Source organism: Acuticoccus sp. I52.16.1 (assembly GCF_022865125.1).
Classification (GTDB): domain Bacteria; phylum Pseudomonadota; class Alphaproteobacteria; order Rhizobiales; family Amorphaceae; genus Acuticoccus.
Map to the genome: position 1 here is coordinate 1,697,685 of NZ_CP094828.1, position 16,024 is coordinate 1,713,708.

Genomic DNA, 16,024 nt, shown 5'->3' on the forward strand with positions numbered 1-16,024 from the left:
GCCGGCGGGGCGGTTCACTTCACCGCCTCCACGCCGCGGGGCGAGGCGTCCTCGTCGCGGTGGAGCTTCTCCAGAGCGTCGACGAGCGCGGTCTTGAGCCCCTCCTCGAAGGTCGGGTGATAGACCGGCATGCGCAGCAGCTCCAGCACCGACATGCCGGTCGTCAACGCCAAGGCCAGCGTGTGGGCGATGTGCTCGGCGCGGGGCCCGAACATCTCCGCCCCCAGAACCGCCGATGTCTCCTCCTCGACGTAGACGTTGAGCCGGCCGACGGCCTCGTCCATCACCATCGCTCGCCCCTGGTCGCTCCAGTCGCAGGTGCCGACCACGAAGCGCGCGTCGCGGGCGGTCAGCTCGCCGAGCGTCTCGCCCACCATCGCGATCTGCGGCTCGCAGAACACGATCGACAGCGGCACCGGACGGTCCTGCGCCACGGGCTCGTCTCGCACCGCGTTGGAGCCGGCGATCTCACCGCTCGCCTCCGCCTCGTGCAGCAGCGGCATCTCGTCCATCACGTCCCCGGCGATGTAGATGTCGCTCTCGCCGCAACGGCCCGTGGCCCGGTCGAACACCGGCACCCCGTCCTCGTCGAGCGTCAGCGACGTCGCCTCGAGCCCCAGCCCGCCGACGTTGGCCCGCCGCCCGACCGCGACCAGCACGCGCTCGAACGTCGCCGAGAAGGGCCGGCCGTCGGCGCGATAGTCCACCGTCACGTCGTTGGCGGCGCCGCGGATCGCGGTCATCTCGTGGTGGGGCACGAAGTCCATGGTGGAGCCGAGGTGCTCTCGGGCGACGTCGCGCACCGTCTCGTCCGTCAGGCCGCCGACGAGGCCGTCTTTGCCGAACACGCGCACCCGCACGCCCAGCTGCGACAGCGCCTGCCCCAGCTCCAGACCGATCAGCCCGTTGCCGAACACCGCCACCGACGCCGGAAGCCGCGTCCAGTCGAAGACGTCCTCGTTGGTCTCCGGCCGGCCGGGGGCGAACTCCGGCGGGACCACGGGCGACGAGCCGGTCGCGATGACGACGCGGTTCGCCCGCACGGTGAGATCGCCGAGCGGGCCGGTGACGGCAAGCGTGCTGTCGTCCTGGAAACGGGCGGTGCCGGTGAGGCGCATGTCGGGGGGCAGACTGTCGACATGGCGCACGACCGCGGCGACGAACCGGTCGCGCAGCAGGCGCACGCGGCGCATCACCTCGGCCCCGTCGACGCTGAGGCCCTCGCACTCGATACCGAAGGTGTAGGCCTCGCGCACGGCGGCGGCGGCGTTGGCGGCGGCGATGAGCAGCTTGGAGGGCATGCACCCCACTCGCGCGCAGGTCGTGCCGAGAGGGCCGCTGTCGATCAGCAGGACGTTGGCGCTGACGCGGCGCGCCTCGCGAATGGCGGCCAATCCCGCGGTGCCTGCGCCGATCACGGCAACGTCCACCCGTCTGTCGATCATACTCGCCCCTCCCGCGACTCCAACCACCGGTAATTGTATAAGTAGAAATTTGTTCCCGTCGTGCGACCCGGTGACCGCATTTGTGATCCACGCGGAGAGGTTCCACGGAACCGCAAAGCGCGATATGAGCCGCGCCATGATGCGCATCGTGGTGACTTTGGCGGTGGTTCTGGCGCTCGCGGGCTGCGGCCGGTTCGGCAGCGGCGACGAGCCCGGCCTCACCGTGCCCAACGTGGCGCGCGAGCAGTCGGTCGACCCGGCGCGCGCGGCCCAGCTGATCAACGCCTACCGGGTCTCCAAGGGAGCCGGCCCGCTTCAGGTGGACCCGGCGCTCAACCGCATCGCCGCCGAGACTGCCCGCGAACTCGCCCGGCGCGACACGTTGAAGACGCGGATGCACACCGCCGGCGGCCTCGCCCGGCGCCTCCTGGCGGACGACTACTCGGCCGAGCGCGCGGCGGAGAACCTCGGCGCCGGGTACCCGACGCTGGTGATGGCGGTGGACGGGTGGAAGACCTCGCCCGGCCACAACAAGAACCTCTTGAACCGCGAGATGACCCACATGGGCATCGGCCTCGCCCTCACGCAGAAGGGCAAGTTCCACTCCTACTGGGTGCTGCTGCTCGCCAAGCCGGACTGAGCCGGCCGCCGCTCACAGCGACTTCAGCGCATCCTCCAGCTTCACCGTCGCCGAGCCGCGGCGGGCGGGCTTCTGCTGCCCCGGGTCGGGCGCCCAGCCGGAGAGGAAGGCGAACACGAACGTCGCCTTCAGTCTCCCGCGCGCATCGCCATGGTGAGCGCGGTAGTGCGCCTCGGCCGCCGCGAAGAGGCGGCGCGGGGCGGGAACGCGGCTCGCCAGCACACCGCGCAGCCCCACCGCCGAGAGGTCCGCCAGCAGCGACGCCAGGGTCCCGTAGGTGACCGCGACGCGCACCTCGTCGACCACCGGGAGGGCGAAGCCGGCGCGGGCCAAGGCGTCGCCCCACTGGCGCACGTCGCCGAACGGGGCCACCCGCATCGCCGCTCCGCCCGACAGCGCCGCGTCCGCGTGCAGCAGCGAGTCGGTCAGCTCGGCCAGCGTCCCGCTACAGGCGGCCGCGCCGAGGAAGAGACCGTCCGCCCGCAGCGTGCCGCGCATCTCGCCCAGCGCCATGACGGGGTCGTTGGCGACGCTCAGCTCGTTGATCGAGATCGCCAGGTCGAACGACCGCAGGAAGGGTTGGGAGACGTCCGCCACCACGTCCGGTCGCTCGGCCGCGGCGGGCGAGGCATGGACCGCCGGCACGCCGATGCGGCCCCACACCTCGCGCAGCGCCGGGGTCGCCGGGCCGACGATCAGCGCCCGCTCGAAGCGGCGACTGACCAGGGCGACCCGGTCGGCGATCTCCTCGGCGAGGCGGACGTGGACGACGTCGGCCTCGGCGGAGCGGGAGCGGGTGCGGATACGCGTGCGATCGAACAGCATGCCGCTCATTTATCGCGCCGCGCGAAATGGATCTACACCTTTAGATTGCGATCGGCTAAGCTGTGACCATGACGCTCGCTCACCTCCCCGTTTCCGGCCCGCTAGCCAGGGTCGCACGCCTCGGTCGCCCGCTCGTTCGGCTCGGAGCGCCGATGGTCGGGGTGCCTTTGGCGGGCGCGGCGCGGCTGGGGCGCGGCGCGCTGGCCGCCGGGGTGGCGCTGGCGGTGCCGCCGTTGTGCCTCGCCTGCCGCCGCCCGCTGGTGGACCCGCGCACACTGTGCGGCTCCTGCCTGCGAGACCTGGAGATCGTCACCCCGCCGATCTGCGACATCATGGGGACGCCGCTCGCCTACGACGCGGGTCCGGGCGCCCGGTCGCCGGAGCTGCGCTGGAACCACCCGCTGTACGACAAGGCGCGTGTGGCGACCGTCTTCGGACCGCTGAGCCAGCGCCTCGTGCACCAACTGAAATATCACGACGTCCCCGGTGTGGCGGCGCTGATGGCCCGTCTGATGGCCCCGGCGATGGCCGACCTCGTCGCCGACGCCGACCTCCTCCTCCCCGTCCCGCTGCACCGCCGCCGCCTTCTGAAGCGCCGCTTCAACCAGGCGGTGCTGATCGCCGATGCGCTGGCACCGCTGGTGGGCCTGCCGGTGGTGCGGCACGCGGTGCGCCGCGTGCGCCATACCGCCCATCAGGTCGGCCTGGCGCGCGAGCAGCGGGCCGACAACCTGCACGGCGCCTTCAAGGTGGTGGAGCCGCACGCGATCGCGGGCAGAGCGGTCATCCTGGTGGACGACGTGCTCACCTCCGGTGCCACGGCGGACGCGCTCGCGGTGACGCTGCGGGCCGCCGGCGCGCGCGGCGTGCGGGTCGCCGTCTTCACGCGTGTGGTGGCGGACGCGAACCGGGAGCCGGCGTGATGCGGTTGCGAGTGCCGCGCAGGTACATATATCCTTCGGTTCGAGCCCGAAGGGAGTTCGAGTCATGACCAGAGTTGAAGTTTTCACCCGCGACCTCTGCGGGTTCTGCACCCGGGCGAAGCGGCTCCTTGAAGACAAGGGCATCGCTTTTACCGAATATAACGCCACCAAGGATCCCAGCCTGCGGGAGGTGATGGTCAAGCGCAGCGGTCAGCGGACGTTCCCGCAGATCTTCGTCGGCGATATCCACATCGGCGGCTGCGACGACCTCTACGCCGCGGAACGGTCCGGCAAGCTGGACGCAGCCATCTCCGGCGAAATCGCTCAGTGACCACGGCGCCCATCGGCCGCGCCGGGCCGACCCGGCGCGCGCCGCATGCCGCCGTCCACCACACCCCTTAAAGGTCGCAGCTCGTGATTCACTATTCGCTTCGCTGCGACGACGGCCATCGGTTCGATGGCTGGTTCGCGTCCTCCTCCGCCTTCGAGACACAGCACGAACGCGGCCTCCTCGCCTGCCCGCACTGCGGCTCCGTCGCGGTGCAGCGGGCGCTGATGGCGCCGGCCGTCGTCGCCGGTCGCGAGCCGTCCCGCAGCACCGAGACCGCGCCCGACCCCGCCGCGCCGTCCGCGCCGACGGGTGGTGGTGCTGGCGTTGCTGGCGGCGGCGGGACGAACGCCCCGGCCCAGCCGGCCAGGTCCGAGCCGGCCGCGCCCTCCCCCTCCAGCATCGCGCTGATGGACGAGCGGGCCCACAAGCTGCGGACGCTGATCAAGGCGATGCACGCCGCCGTGAAGGAAGTGGGAACCGACGTCGGCCGCAGCTTCCCCGAGGAGGCGCGCCGCATCCACTACGGCGAAGCCGAGGCCCGCGGCATCTACGGCCAGGCGGACGCCGAGGAGGCGCGCGCCCTGCTCGAGGAGGGGATCGACATCCTCCCCCTCCCCAACCTGCCCGACGAGCAGAACTGACGCCGGCTCAGCGGCGCAGCAGGAACACCGCCTGCTCGCCAAAGAGGTTCCAGAACCACCACGGCGCATTGAACGGGATGCGCCGGCCCCACGCGTTGAGCGCGATGGAGTGCTCCACCGTCACGCCCATCTCGTCGCAAAGCTGCACGAAGTCGCGGATGGTGCAGAAGTGGATGTTGTTGGTGCGCCACCACGGCTCCGGCAGCAGCTCGGTCTTGGGCATCTTGCCCTGCGACAGGAGCTGCACCCGCATCTTCCAGTAGGCGAAGTTGGGGAACGAGACGATGCCCCGCTCGCCGATCCGCAGCATGTTCTCCAGCACATGGCGGGGATCGCGCATCGCCTGGAGCGACCGGCTGAGGATGACGTAGTCGAACGACTTGTCGAGGTAGCCGTCGAGATCGGTGTCGGCGTCGCCCTGGATCACGGACAGGCCCTTGGCGACGGCGTCGTTCACCCCCTTCTGCGACAGCTCGATGCCAGACGCGGTGACGTCGTGCGAGCGGCGCAGCAGCGCCATCAGCGTGCCGTCGCCGCAGCCGACGTCCAGGATGCGCGTGCCCGGCTCCACCAGCTCGCGGATGACACGAAAATCGACGCGCTGCTCGGCAGCCGGGATCACCTCCACCATCGCGCTCAGACCGCCGGCGCCGGAACGGCGATGCCGCGCGCGCGGGCGGCCCCCGTGAGGAAGCCGCGCACCACGCGGTGGAACTCCGGCTCCATCAGCAGGAACGCGTCGTGCCCGCGGTCGGTCTCGACCTCGACGAACGAGACCTGCGCCGCGGCCGCGTTCAGCGCATGCACGATCCGCCGGCTCTCCGAGGTCGGGAACAGCCAGTCCGAGGTGAACGAGACGACGCACCAGCGGCACGGCGAGTTGCGGAAGGCGCCGGCGACGCGGCCGTCATGGTCGGCGGCGATGTCGAAATAGTCCATCGCGCGGGTGAGATAGAGGTAGGAGTTGGCGTCGAACCGATCGACGAAGGTCGAGCCCTGGTGGCGCAGGTAGGATTCGATCTGGAAGTCGGCGTCGAACCCGTAGGAGAGGATCTCGCGGTTCTGCAGCTGGCGGCCGAACTTGCGGTGCAGCGCCGCCTCCGAGACATAGGTGATGTGGGCGGCCATGCGGGCCACGCTGAGCCCCTTGCTGGGCTTCACCCCGTTCTGGATATAGTCGCCGCCGTGCCAGTTGGGGTCGGCCATGATCGCCTGCCGCCCCACCTCGTTGAAGCCGATATTCTGCGGCGAGTGGCGCACACCGGTGGCGATCGGCACCGCCGCGAAGACGCGGTCCGGGTAGCTCACGCCCCACTCCAGCACCTGCATCCCGCCCATCGACCCGCCGACGACGGCGAACAGCGTCTCGATCCCCAGCTCCTGCACCAGACGCGCCTGGGCGCGCACCATGTCGCGGATCGTCAGCACCGGCATCTGGAGTGCGTAGGGGCGCGCCGCACCGGGCAGGATCGACGCCGGACCGGTGCTGCCCGAACAGCCCCCGATCACGTTGGCGCAGATGACGAAGAAGCGGTCCGTGTCCACCGGCCGGCCGGGGCCGACCATCGCGTCCCACCAGCCCGGTCGGCCGGTGACGGGATGGCGGTTCGCGGCATGCTGATCGCCCGTCAGCGCGTGGCAGACGAGAACGGCGTTGGTGCGGTCAGCATTGAGCTCACCGTATACCTGATATGCAATTTGCCACGGGCTCAGCGCCGGGCCAGCGTCCAGTTGCAGCGGCTCGTCGAACCGCGCGACGGGGCTGGACGGTTCGTCGACTTCGGCGCGACGGCGTTGCTCACGGATATCGATGGCGTCGTCGGCGGGCGCGCCGTCGTCGGCCACGAAATCGGAAGACATACTAAAGGTCCTCACTGCGCTTCAGGCGGCGCATTGGTAAGGTGCCCGACGCTAGGCGGCGGGCGCTACAATGGTCAACGTTTTCTTTGCGTCGCTCGCTCTGTCAGTCTATCCAGCCGGTTCTGTCAACGTTGTGAAGCTCACGCTGTGTCACCGCTCCCCCCTCTCACGTCCGACGAATTGTCCGCGCTGCGCGGGCGGCTCGATGTCGTCGACACCGAGCTTCAGAAGCTCTTGCAGGAGCGGTTCGCGATTGCCGAAGTCATCGGCAAGACCAAGGGGCCGAACGAGCCGATCATCCGGCCCGATCGCGAGGTCGAGGTCATCGCCAACCGCCTCGTCGCGCTCGAAGGCGCCATGCCGCCTGCGACGCTGGTGCACATCTGGCGCGTGCTGATCGGCAGCTCGTGTGCCGTGCAACGTCCGTTCCAAGTTCACGCCGCCGGCTCGATCGAGGCCGCCCGTTACCTCTACGGCCCGGTCGACATGATGCGATGGCCCACCGCGTCCGCAGCGGTGGCGGCGCTGGCCGAGCGGCCGGACGACGTCGCCGTCGTGCCGGACGCCGACCGATGGTGGATGAAACCCTTCACCGCCCACGTCTTCGCCCGCGTCCCGCTGTCGAGCGGTGCCCGCGTCACCATCCTCGGCGGGTCCCGTGTCGGTGCCAGCCGCGGCGCCCAGGCCCTCGTCGTGCGGGCCGGCATGCTGCACGAGATCGAGGTCGCCGACCTCACCGACGCCGACGAGGTGCTCGGCCGCTACGCCCCCTCACCCTATACCATTCCGGTCGCCCAATGAGTGCTCCGCTTCCGATGCGTCCCGCCGCGCGCGAATCCATCCTGCGCATCGCCCCCTACATTCCGGGCCGCTCCACGGCGGGTGCGGCGCGCAAGGAGTACAAGCTCTCCTCCAACGAGAACCCGCTCGGCCCCAGCCCCGCGGCGCGCGAGGCGTTCATCGCCGCCGCCACCTCGCTGGAGCGCTACCCCGACGGCGGCGCGACCTTGCTGCGCGACGCCATCGCCGACACCTACGGCCTGAAGGCCGACCGGATCATCTGCGGCAACGGCTCGGACGAGATCCTGTCGATGATCGCGCACGCCTTCCTCGCCGAAGGTGACGAGGCGATCTTCACCGAGCACGCCTTCCTGATGTACCGCATCGTGACCCTGGCGGCCGGGGCCGACCCCGTCGTCGTCGCCGAGCCGGACATGCAGATCGACGTCGACGCGATCCTCGCCGCCGTCACCGAGCGCACGAAGATCGTCTTTCTCGCCAACCCCAACAATCCGACCGGGTCCTACACTCCGGCCGCCGAGGTGAAGCGGCTGCGCGAGGGGCTGCCGGCGAGCGTGCTCCTGGTGATCGACGCCGCCTACGCCGAGTACGTGCGCAAGAACGATTACGAGAGCGGGATCGAGCTGGTCGCGACGCGCGACGACACGATCATGACGCGCACCTTCTCCAAGATCCACGCGCTGGCGGGGCTGCGGCTCGGCTGGGCCTACGCGCCGGCCGCCGTCATCGACGCGCTGCACCGGGTGCGCGGGCCCTTCAACGTCAACGCCCCGGCGATCGCGGCCGGCGTCGCGGCGCTGGCCGACCGGGCGCACATGGAAGAGGCGGTCGCCCACAACGCCTACTGGCTGCCCGAGGTGTCCCGCCGCGTCCGCGAGCTGGGGTTCGCGGTGCCCGATTCGGTCGGCAACTTCATCCTGATCGACTTTTCGCCGGTGGAGGGCGCGGACGCCGGCAACGCGGACGACTTCCTCGGCGCGCGCGGCTGCGTGCTGCGCCGCGTCGCGGGCTACGGCCTGCCGCAGATGCTCCGCATGACCATCGGCGACGAGGAGGCCAACGAGGCCGTCATCGCGGCGCTGAGCGAATACCGGAAGGGGCTGCCGGGTGGCTGACGGCGAACAGGGCGACGCAGAATCGGGCTTTTTCTTCAATAGTGTCGCCATCCTGGGCATCGGCCTGATCGGCTCGTCCATCGCGCTGGCCCTGCGCGACAACGGCTTCGAGGGGCCGATCTCCATCGCCGACCGCAACGGCGAGTCGCTGCGCGAGGCGGGCGAGCTGGGCCTCGGCAACAGCTACCACACCAGCGCCGCCAAGGCGGTTCAGGGCGCGGACGTGGTCTTCCTGTGCGTCCCGGTCGGCGCGATGGGGGCGACCGCGCGGGCCATCGCACCGACGCTCGGCGCCAACGCCATCGTCACCGACACGGGTTCGGTCAAAGCCTCGGTCGCACGGGCCGTGTGCGCGGCCATCCCCAACAAGACGCGCTTCGTGCCGGGGCACCCGATCGCCGGGTCCGAGCAGTCCGGCCCCCGCGCGGGCTGGGCGACGCTGTTCCGCAACCGCTGGAGCATCCTGACCCCCGGCCCCGAGACCGACGCCGGCGCCATCGACGTCGTCGCCGCGATGTGGCGCAAGATGGGCGCCTACGTCGAGCTGATGGAGGCCGAGCACCACGACCTGGTGCTGGCCATCACCTCGCATGTGCCGCACCTCATCGCCTACAACATCGTGCGCACCGCGTACGACATGGAGGCGGTGACCGAGTCGGACGTCATCAAGTTCTCCGCCGGCGGCTTCCGCGACTTCACCCGCCTCGCCGCCTCGGATCCGACGATGTGGCGCGACGTCTTCCTCAACAACAAGCCCGCCGTGATCGAGACGCTGGGCCGCTTCATGGAAGACCTCGCGATGCTGCAGCGGGCGATCCGCTGGAGCGACGGCGAACAGCTCTTCGACATGTTCCAGCGCACGCGCAACATCCGCATGTCGATCGTCGAGGCCGGGCAGGATACCGCGGCGCCCGACTTCGGCCGCCCTCGCACCGCGGCCGACAGGCCCGGCGCCCACCCGCACGAGCCGCCGCAGGACACCCTGCCCCACGTCGACGACGTCCACTACGACGACGACCCCGACGAATCCGACTACTGAGCCCGCCCGGCGTCAGCGGAAGCGCAGCGGCAACGGCGGCAGCGTCGCGACCGTGATCCAGCCGCCGGGCTTCACGCGGCTCTCGTCCAGCGTGATCGCCACGGTATGCGCCTCGCGGTCGCCGATCTTGCGGGTCGGCGCGCTGGCGAAGAAATTCTTCAACAGGCCGGACAGCATCTGCTCGGCCTTCGGGTTCATCACCGCCTTGTAGGGAAGCCCCTCGTCCGTGCCGGCGACGGCGACGAGCAGCTCGCCGTCGACCAGTCCGTCCGGCCGCAGCTCCAGCGTGCCGGAGATGTCGATCAGCATGTCGCCGCACTCGACCAGTGCCGTGTCGATCACCAGCGGCAGGCCCTCGGTGGCGAGCGTGCGCAACAACAGCTCCGGCCGCCCCTGCAACAGCGACGCGCCGCCGCCGATCCGCCCGCGCACCGCAATGTCCGCCGGCTCCAGCCCCTCGCGCGGGACCGCGTCGGTCATGCGGATGGCGAAGTCGAGATCGGCGGCCTCGTCGGGATTGCGACGCACGCTCATGTCGAACTCGGCCACCGCGAGCTGCGCCGCACCGAGGTCGAACGTCATGTCCACCACCTCGGCGATCAGCTCGCGAAGGGCGCCGTTCGACAGGTCGATGTGCGCGCTGGCGTGGGCGAGGTCGAAGCTGGCCTCCATGTCGGGCGTGCGGCCGAGGTGCAGCTCAACCGGCGCGTCCACCTCGGCGATGATGCGGGCCGGGTCGTACACTTGCGCCGCGACGCGAAGGCCGCCCAGCCGCACCTTTCGCCCGTTGGCGCCGATCTTGGTGCCGTCCGCGCAATGGACCACCACACGGAAGGGGTAGCCCGATACCCGGCGTTCGGCGCAGATCAGGATGGCGTCGCGGTCGATCGCCATTCGCTCGGCTCGTGCGATTTGCCGATCGACGATCGTGGCCGCCACGAACCAGAGGACGGACCACGCGACTATTCCCAAGAGCACTCCCACCAGGAGCAGCTTGAAACGACGGGTCCCTGATCGAGCGGCCATAGTCCTCCCTTATCTGACCATACGCCGTACAGCCACCGCACATCGTTCGACAAGTGATGTTGTGGACACTAGCACCCTTGCGCCCGATATGGGCGGGACGTATGCGCGCGGGCCGGGGGGGGTGCGAACTGATGTCACTGTATGTCTTCGGGTACGGATCGCTGATGTGGCGACCGGGCTTCGACTTCGAAGACAAGGCGTTCGCCACCGTGCGCGGCCGTCACCGCCGGCTGTGCGTCTACTCCTGGGTTCACCGCGGCACCGAGGCGCGGCCCGGCCTCGTCCTGGGGCTCGACCGGGGCGGCGCGTGCCGCGGCATCGTGTACACCGTCGCCGAGGCCAAGCGCGACGAGGTCGTCGCCTACCTGCGCGCCCGCGAGCAGGTCACGATGGTCTACCTGGAGACCACCGTCACCGCCCGGCTCGACGACGGCAGCCAGCTCGACGCGCTCACCTACGTGGTCGACCGCAAGCATGCCCAATATGCCGGCCGCCTGTCGCTGGACGAGACGTTCGCGCAGGTCTCCGGCGCAGTCGGCAAGTCCGGCCCGAACGAGGAATATGTCCTGTCCACCGCGGACCTCCTCACCGAGGCCGGGATCGCCGACCCCCGGCTCCACACCCTAGCGGAGCGCCTGCGCCAGCGGGACGCCGCCTAGGCCGTGGACTCATGGTGTCGTAGCCATAGGCGGGTCGATGCCAAGGCGACGGCGGCCATGAAGTTTCGGGCGAGTTTGTCGAATCGGGTGGCAATGCGGCGGAAGTGCTTCAGCTTGTTGAAGTACCGCTCGACGAGGTTGCGCAGCCGATAGAGCGGTGGCGCAACGGTGCGCATAACACGAACGTTGCGCTGGCTCGGGATGTGGGCGGTGGCGCCTCTGGCCGCACACCATTCGATCAGCGCCTTGGCGCTGTAGCCGCGGTCGGCCACGATGTCCGGTGCGAGTGGGAGCCCGTCGAGGAGGATCGGCGCTGTTGTCTTGTCGGAGGCCTGACCAGCCGTGATTACGAAGCGGATCGGCAGGCCCCGCTCGTTGACGACGGCGTGGAGTTTGGTCGTCAGTCCTCCACGAGAACGGCCAATGGCGTGATCCGGGCCCCCTTTTTTCCGCCGGCTGCGTGCTGGTGAGCCTTCACGATGGAGCTGTCGATGAGCTGGAGCGCGGCCGGCTCTTCTCGAGCAAGTGCCTCGAACACCGCCAGCCATACGCCGCGCTTGGCCCATCTGTTGAAGCGATTGTAGACCGTCGTCGATGGGCCATAGCGCGCCGGCAAGTCGCGCCACGGTGACCCGGTCCGCAACACCCAGAAGATGCCGTTGAGGACACGCCGGTCGTCCACACGCTGCTTTCCGGGCGGCGCCGGCGGCAACAGCGGCTCGATGATCGACCATTCCACTTCGCTCAGATCGTAACGTGCCACGCCCCAACTCCTGACTGACAGGAGATTGAATCATGGGCGCGACCATTTGAGAATCCCGGACCATGAGTTCACGACCTAGCGCGTCCGCGCGATGGCCTCGCGCACCAGGGCGGCCGTCTCGGTCTCCACGGCGGTGACGAGGCGCGCCTTGGCCTCCGCCTTCGTCACACCCGGCGGTATCGGCGGCAGGAACGAGACGGTGATGGTCCCGGGGTACTTGGCGTACCCGTCGCGCGGCCAGAAGACGCCCGAATTGAGAGCGACCGGCACCATCGGCACCTTCAGCCTGTCATAAAGGAAGATGGCGCCGGGCTTGTAGTCGGGCGGGGCGCCGATGCGCTGGCGCGTGCCCTCCGGAAAGATGACGATCTGCATCCCCGCGTCGAGCGCCTGCTGCGCGTCCACCGCCAACTGCTTCAGCGCCGCCGCGCCGGCCGTGCGATCCACGGGGATCATCCCGTAGTGCGCCGCGTACCAGCCATAGAGCGGGATCTTCAACAGCTCCTTCTTGAGGATGATGACCCCCTTCGGCATCATCGGCACCAGCGCCAGCGTCTCCCACGCCGACTGATGCTTGGAGGCGACCAGCGCAGGCCCCTCGGGGATGTTTTCCGGATGGCGGATCTCGACCCGCTGGCCCACCACCACGCGCAGGATCCAAAGGTCCGAGGCGGCCCAGAAGCGCAGGAGGCCGCGGGTCGGCTGTGCCGGGAAGAGCAGGACCGGCGAGCAGATGATCGTCATGACGATGAAGATGACGGTCGCCAGCACCGAGTAGGTCGCCGTGCGCACCAGCGCGACCGCCCTCTCCAGGCCGGAGCGCCGAGGCAGGGGCGGCGTTTCAGAGGTGGGGGCGTTCGTGTCGCTCAATGGTACATTTTCTCCAGATGCCGCCGCACCGAGATCGCCGACGTCACCGCCACGAGGACGACGACCCCGGCGGCGACCGCGACGAGCGCGAGGTAGCCCGCCAGCCCGACGCTCGGGTCGCCGAACAGCGCGCGTGACTGCATGGACTGGGCGCCGCTGCTGATCAACGCCCAGAGGTCCAGCATCCCGAAGAGGCCGAGGGAGACGGCAATCCCGAGCGCCGCGCCGCGCACGCCGATACCCACGAAGCGCCGCCCGAAGGCGCGCACGATGAAGCGGTCCTCGGCGCCGAGCGCGTTGAGGACCTCGACCGTCGCCGCGTTGGTGGCGATCGCCGAGCGCGTCGCGAAGACGATGGAGATGCCCGTCGCCACCAGCATCAGCGCCAGTGCGCCGATCGCCCCGCCCGCCACCGCCGAGGCCATGTTCGACAGCCGCTCGCTCCAGGCCGTGTGATCGTCGAGCGAGGCGCCGCGCACCTGCGACAGCGCCGACGCGATGCGGCCGGCGTCGATCTCGCCCTGCCGCTCGGCGGTGACCATGCGCGGGATCGGCAGCGGCGACAGGTCGATGGTATCGCCGAGCCAGGGCTCCAGCAGCGCCTCGGTTTCGGAGGCCGGCACGATGGCGACGGCGCCGAGCCCGCCGGATTGCGCCAGGATCTCGGCGACACGCGCCAGGCGGGCCTCGACCGGGTCGCCGTCGAGCGGCAGCACGGTGACGGTGACTTCGTCGAGCACGTTGGCGCTCCAGGCGTCGGCCGCCCGGTCGATCAGGACCGCGCCGCCCACCAGGAGGCCGCACAGGAAGGTCATGATGGCGATGACCACCGTCAACCCGCGCCCGGCAATCGAGCGCGGCGAGACGATCGGCCCCTCCTCCACTGGACGGTCCTCGTCGGCGACGTCGACCGGGCGGGCCCGCGGGGCTTCGCGCCGGGCGCGCTGCGACGGAGACTCGCGGCGGCGCTTGCGTGAGGCGCCCCGGTCGGCCGGCACGTAGGCGCTGGCGAGTTCGTCCTCCGCCGGCGGTGCAGTGCGCGGCGCGCGGCGCGGCTCGCGCGCGTCCGGCTCCGGCGCCGCGGCTGGTGGCGCGGTCGGCGGTGCCCGGCGTGGCCCCGTCTCACCCTCGCGGTCCTCCCGGGCGGCGGGCGCGGCCCGTCGCGGGGCCACCTGCGGCTCCGGGGCGGGTTCGCGCGATGCGGCGGACGCCGCCCGTCCTTGCGCCCCGCGCGCCGGTTCGGGCGAGCGGTGCGCCTCCGGGGCGTTGGGCCGATCCCGTGCGGGCCCCCGTTCGGCCGGCCGCGGTGCGCGGCTCGGCTCGGCCGCCTCCGGCCGGGCCTCCTGCCGGGGAAAACGCGGCGGCCGGCGCGGCTCCGGCGCCGCAGGCTCGCCCTCCCGCTGCGGCGAACGCGGCGCGCGAGGGGCTTCCGGCGGCCTCTCGGCCGAGGGGCGGCGAGGGGGGCGAACGGGCGGCGGCGCGGCGTCGTCGTCGTCGTCCGGCTCCGGCTCCGGCTCCGGCTCGCGCGCGTAGAGTGCGTCGTCCGCCTCCCCTCCAGGCAGGGCCGAGCGGCGTGCGCGCATCGGCCCGCGCGAGGGACGCGGCGGCTCGCTCGGCTCGTCGTGCGGCGGCACCGCCTCGGATCCGGCGTCGTCGTAGGCGTGGCCGTGGGGGGTATCGCCTTGCGCGCCGGGGCCCAGGCGGCGCGGGCGCGGTGCCTCCGCTCGCTCGGCCGGGCGGCCGGCGACGGGCACCGGCTTGGGCGCCGACGGTGTCGCCCGCGACCGGCCGGGGCGATAGGCTCGCGGATCCTCGCTCGGCGCGCCCTGCCCGCCACCCGGTCGGGGGGCCTCGGCTCGACGCTGGGGCGCCTCCCGCCGCTGCCGCGGGTCGGCCGCCCGCGGATCCCCGGCGCGGGGCTCCGACGATCCCGCCGGCGCACCGCCGGTATCGGCGCCACGGGGGTCTCTGTCGCGCGGGTCTCTGTCATGCGGGTCTGCGTGACGTGAGTCGCGGTCGCGCGGCCGGCTGACGCGCGGCCGCTGCGCACGGGGGTCGCCGGCGCGCGGGTCCGTGCCGCGGTCGTCCGTGGGCCGGCGTGCCTCCGGGCGGCGCCGCTCGAACTCGTCCTCCATCAGGCGCGCCCTCGCCCGCCGCCGGGTCCCGTCCCCCGGCCCGCCGACATTCTCATGGCGAGGTCTCGAGGTGGCCGTCGAACAGGATCAGGCGGCGCGCGTCGATCTGGTCCATCAGGTTGATGTCGTGCGTGGCGATGATGACCGACGTTCCCAGCCGGTTGAGCTCCAGAAAGAGCCGCAGCAGGCGCTTGGCCATCGGCGGGTCGACGTTGCCGGTCGGCTCGTCGGCCAGGAGGACGTCCGGTTGCGTCACCAATGCCCGCGCGATCGCCACGCGCTGCTTCTCACCGCCGGACAGCACCGGCGGGAAGGCATGCTTGTGTTCGGCCAGACCGACCCACTTCAAGAGCTCGCCGACATCCGCCCGGTAGCTCGCCGGGTCGCGCCCCTGGATGCGCAGCGGCAGGGCGACATTGTCGTATGTGGACAGATGATCGAGCAGGCGAAAGTCTTGAAAGACCACGCCGATCCGCCGCCGTAGCCCCGGGATCTCGCGCCGCGCCAGGGTCGACACGTCGGCGTCGAACAGGCTCATGAACCCGCGCGAGGGAGTGAGCGACAACGAGAGGAGGCGCATCAGCGTGGTCTTGCCGGCGCCTGACGGGCCGGTCAAAAATTGGAACGAGCGCGGGGGGATCTGAAACGACAGGTCGCGCAGGATTTCCGGACCGTTCCCGTAGCGCAGACCGACATTTTCCAGCGTGATCATGAGCCTCCCCGGGCCCGGCTACTCCATCGCGCATTGTTGATGGCCCGAGGCCCGCCCGCGCGAGCCGACCGGACGCCACGTCCATCGTCTTGCGAGGGTACCACAGGTTCCATGCGACCCGCGCATGCGGCCGGTGACGTCCACAACCGCGATATCGGCCCGGCAGGGGTTTGCGCAAGGGATGATCCGCCAATGCTCGAGCCGGCGCCGCCGATCCTCGCAAATGGCCGCGGCGATGG

At 70.8% G+C, this 16,024-nt stretch carries 17 protein-coding genes; 8 read left to right on the plus strand and 9 right to left on the minus strand.

What is annotated here, in order from left to right:
- Nucleotides 1–14 precede the first annotated feature (14 nt).
- On the minus strand, nucleotides 15–1,445 hold the full coding sequence (locus tag MRB58_RS07670) for a dihydrolipoyl dehydrogenase (protein WP_244781138.1): 1,431 nt from the start codon (nucleotides 1,443–1,445) through the stop codon (nucleotides 15–17).
- A 136-nt stretch (nucleotides 1,446–1,581) separates the two neighbouring features.
- On the opposite strand from MRB58_RS07670, the gene MRB58_RS07675 reads away from it, so the two are divergent.
- Complete coding sequence (locus tag MRB58_RS07675; protein ID WP_244781139.1) at nucleotides 1,582–2,085, plus strand: CAP domain-containing protein; 504 nt, start codon at nucleotides 1,582–1,584, stop codon at nucleotides 2,083–2,085.
- A 12-nt stretch (nucleotides 2,086–2,097) separates the two neighbouring features.
- Here the strand turns inward: MRB58_RS07675 and MRB58_RS07680 are convergent, their stop codons facing one another.
- A complete protein-coding gene (locus MRB58_RS07680) occupies nucleotides 2,098–2,919 on the minus strand; it encodes an SAM-dependent methyltransferase (protein ID WP_244781140.1) in 822 nt (273 codons plus the stop codon).
- Nucleotides 2,920–3,062: 143 nt separating this feature from the next.
- Here MRB58_RS07680 and MRB58_RS07685 point away from each other — a divergent pair, with 143 nt between their 5' ends.
- The 3 genes from MRB58_RS07685 (at nucleotide 3,063) to MRB58_RS07695 (ending at nucleotide 4,805) form a co-directional block, all read left to right on the plus strand.
- Nucleotides 3,063–3,833: a ComF family protein gene (locus MRB58_RS07685; protein ID WP_244781141.1), complete on the plus strand. Its 771-nt coding sequence runs from the start codon at nucleotides 3,063–3,065 to the stop codon at nucleotides 3,831–3,833.
- 64 nt (nucleotides 3,834–3,897) lie between these two features.
- Entirely contained in the window at nucleotides 3,898–4,164 is a 267-nt protein-coding gene (gene grxC / locus MRB58_RS07690) for a glutaredoxin 3 (RefSeq protein ID WP_244781142.1), read from the plus strand.
- Nucleotides 4,165–4,247: 83 nt separating this feature from the next.
- Nucleotides 4,248–4,805 (plus strand): DUF1178 family protein, encoded by a 558-nt coding sequence (locus tag MRB58_RS07695; RefSeq protein WP_244781143.1) that lies wholly within the window; start codon nucleotides 4,248–4,250, stop codon nucleotides 4,803–4,805.
- 7 nt (nucleotides 4,806–4,812) lie between these two features.
- Here MRB58_RS07695 and metW read toward each other — a convergent pair whose 3' ends face one another.
- Complete coding sequence (gene metW / locus MRB58_RS07700; protein ID WP_244781144.1) at nucleotides 4,813–5,436, minus strand: methionine biosynthesis protein MetW; 624 nt, start codon at nucleotides 5,434–5,436, stop codon at nucleotides 4,813–4,815.
- A 5-nt stretch (nucleotides 5,437–5,441) separates the two neighbouring features.
- Nucleotides 5,442–6,665 (minus strand): homoserine O-acetyltransferase, encoded by a 1,224-nt coding sequence (locus MRB58_RS07705; protein ID WP_244781145.1) that lies wholly within the window; start codon nucleotides 6,663–6,665, stop codon nucleotides 5,442–5,444.
- Nucleotides 6,666–6,812: 147 nt separating this feature from the next.
- On the opposite strand from MRB58_RS07705, the gene MRB58_RS07710 reads away from it, so the two are divergent.
- The 3 genes from MRB58_RS07710 to MRB58_RS07720 are packed head-to-tail and all read left to right on the plus strand — an operon-like array spanning nucleotide 6,813 to nucleotide 9,620.
- Nucleotides 6,813–7,466, plus strand: a complete 654-nt coding sequence (locus MRB58_RS07710) for a chorismate mutase (RefSeq protein ID WP_244781146.1) — start codon at nucleotides 6,813–6,815, stop codon at nucleotides 7,464–7,466.
- A complete protein-coding gene (hisC, locus tag MRB58_RS07715; RefSeq protein WP_244781147.1) occupies nucleotides 7,463–8,581 on the plus strand; it encodes a histidinol-phosphate transaminase in 1,119 nt (372 codons plus the stop codon). The genes MRB58_RS07710 and hisC overlap by 4 nt, the downstream gene beginning before the upstream one ends.
- The gene (locus MRB58_RS07720) at nucleotides 8,574–9,620 is read left to right on the plus strand and encodes a prephenate/arogenate dehydrogenase family protein (protein ID WP_244781148.1); all 1,047 of its coding nucleotides are present in this window, start codon (nucleotides 8,574–8,576) and stop codon (nucleotides 9,618–9,620) included. Before hisC ends, MRB58_RS07720 begins: the two co-directional genes overlap by 8 nt.
- A gap of 12 nt (nucleotides 9,621–9,632) precedes the next feature.
- Here MRB58_RS07720 and MRB58_RS07725 read toward each other — a convergent pair whose 3' ends face one another.
- Nucleotides 9,633–10,646, minus strand: a complete 1,014-nt coding sequence (locus MRB58_RS07725) for a DUF2125 domain-containing protein (RefSeq protein ID WP_256461709.1) — start codon at nucleotides 10,644–10,646, stop codon at nucleotides 9,633–9,635.
- 131 nt (nucleotides 10,647–10,777) lie between these two features.
- Between MRB58_RS07725 and MRB58_RS07730 the strand changes: the two genes are divergently transcribed.
- Nucleotides 10,778–11,305 (plus strand): gamma-glutamylcyclotransferase, encoded by a 528-nt coding sequence (locus MRB58_RS07730; RefSeq protein ID WP_244781150.1) that lies wholly within the window; start codon nucleotides 10,778–10,780, stop codon nucleotides 11,303–11,305.
- On the opposite strand, the gene MRB58_RS07735 is transcribed toward MRB58_RS07730, so the two are convergent.
- The 4 genes from MRB58_RS07735 to ftsE form a co-directional block, all read right to left on the minus strand.
- Nucleotides 11,302–12,068, minus strand: a protein-coding gene (locus MRB58_RS07735) for an IS5 family transposase (RefSeq protein WP_244781151.1) whose coding sequence is annotated in 2 segments (ribosomal slippage) — nucleotides 11,302–11,759 and nucleotides 11,759–12,068 — 768 coding nt in all. Because the reading frame shifts where the segments join, the coding sequence is not laid out codon by codon here. The genes MRB58_RS07730 and MRB58_RS07735 overlap by 4 nt on opposite strands.
- Before the next feature lie 75 nt (nucleotides 12,069–12,143).
- A complete protein-coding gene (locus MRB58_RS07740) occupies nucleotides 12,144–12,938 on the minus strand; it encodes a 1-acyl-sn-glycerol-3-phosphate acyltransferase (protein WP_244781152.1) in 795 nt (264 codons plus the stop codon).
- Entirely contained in the window at nucleotides 12,935–14,110 is a 1,176-nt protein-coding gene (locus tag MRB58_RS07745; protein WP_244781153.1) for an ABC transporter permease, read from the minus strand. The genes MRB58_RS07740 and MRB58_RS07745 overlap by 4 nt, the downstream gene beginning before the upstream one ends.
- A gap of 1,015 nt (nucleotides 14,111–15,125) precedes the next feature.
- Nucleotides 15,126–15,785 (minus strand): cell division ATP-binding protein FtsE, encoded by a 660-nt coding sequence (gene ftsE, locus MRB58_RS07750; protein ID WP_244781154.1) that lies wholly within the window; start codon nucleotides 15,783–15,785, stop codon nucleotides 15,126–15,128.
- Nucleotides 15,786–16,024 lie beyond the last annotated feature (239 nt).

What these genes read in the sequence shown, in the direction of transcription:
- MRB58_RS07705 (WP_244781145.1), bottom strand. Translation starts at nt 6,665, where the DNA reads ATGTCTTCCGATTTCGTGGCCGACGACGGCGCGCCCGCCGACGACGCC.
- metW (WP_244781144.1), bottom strand. Translation starts at nt 5,436, where the DNA reads ATGGTGGAGGTGATCCCGGCTGCCGAGCAGCGCGTCGATTTTCGTGTC.
- hisC (WP_244781147.1), top strand. Translation starts at nt 7,463, where the DNA reads ATGAGTGCTCCGCTTCCGATGCGTCCCGCCGCGCGCGAATCCATCCTG.
- grxC (WP_244781142.1), top strand. Translation starts at nt 3,898, where the DNA reads ATGACCAGAGTTGAAGTTTTCACCCGCGACCTCTGCGGGTTCTGCACC.
- MRB58_RS07675 (WP_244781139.1), top strand. Translation starts at nt 1,582, where the DNA reads ATGATGCGCATCGTGGTGACTTTGGCGGTGGTTCTGGCGCTCGCGGGC.
- MRB58_RS07680 (WP_244781140.1), bottom strand. Translation starts at nt 2,919, where the DNA reads ATGAGCGGCATGCTGTTCGATCGCACGCGTATCCGCACCCGCTCCCGC.
- MRB58_RS07685 (WP_244781141.1), top strand. Translation starts at nt 3,063, where the DNA reads ATGGTCGGGGTGCCTTTGGCGGGCGCGGCGCGGCTGGGGCGCGGCGCG.
- MRB58_RS07670 (WP_244781138.1), bottom strand. Translation starts at nt 1,445, where the DNA reads ATGATCGACAGACGGGTGGACGTTGCCGTGATCGGCGCAGGCACCGCG.
- MRB58_RS07730 (WP_244781150.1), top strand. Translation starts at nt 10,778, where the DNA reads ATGTCACTGTATGTCTTCGGGTACGGATCGCTGATGTGGCGACCGGGC.
- MRB58_RS07725 (WP_256461709.1), bottom strand. Translation starts at nt 10,646, where the DNA reads ATGGCCGCTCGATCAGGGACCCGTCGTTTCAAGCTGCTCCTGGTGGGA.
- ftsE (WP_244781154.1), bottom strand. Translation starts at nt 15,785, where the DNA reads ATGATCACGCTGGAAAATGTCGGTCTGCGCTACGGGAACGGTCCGGAA.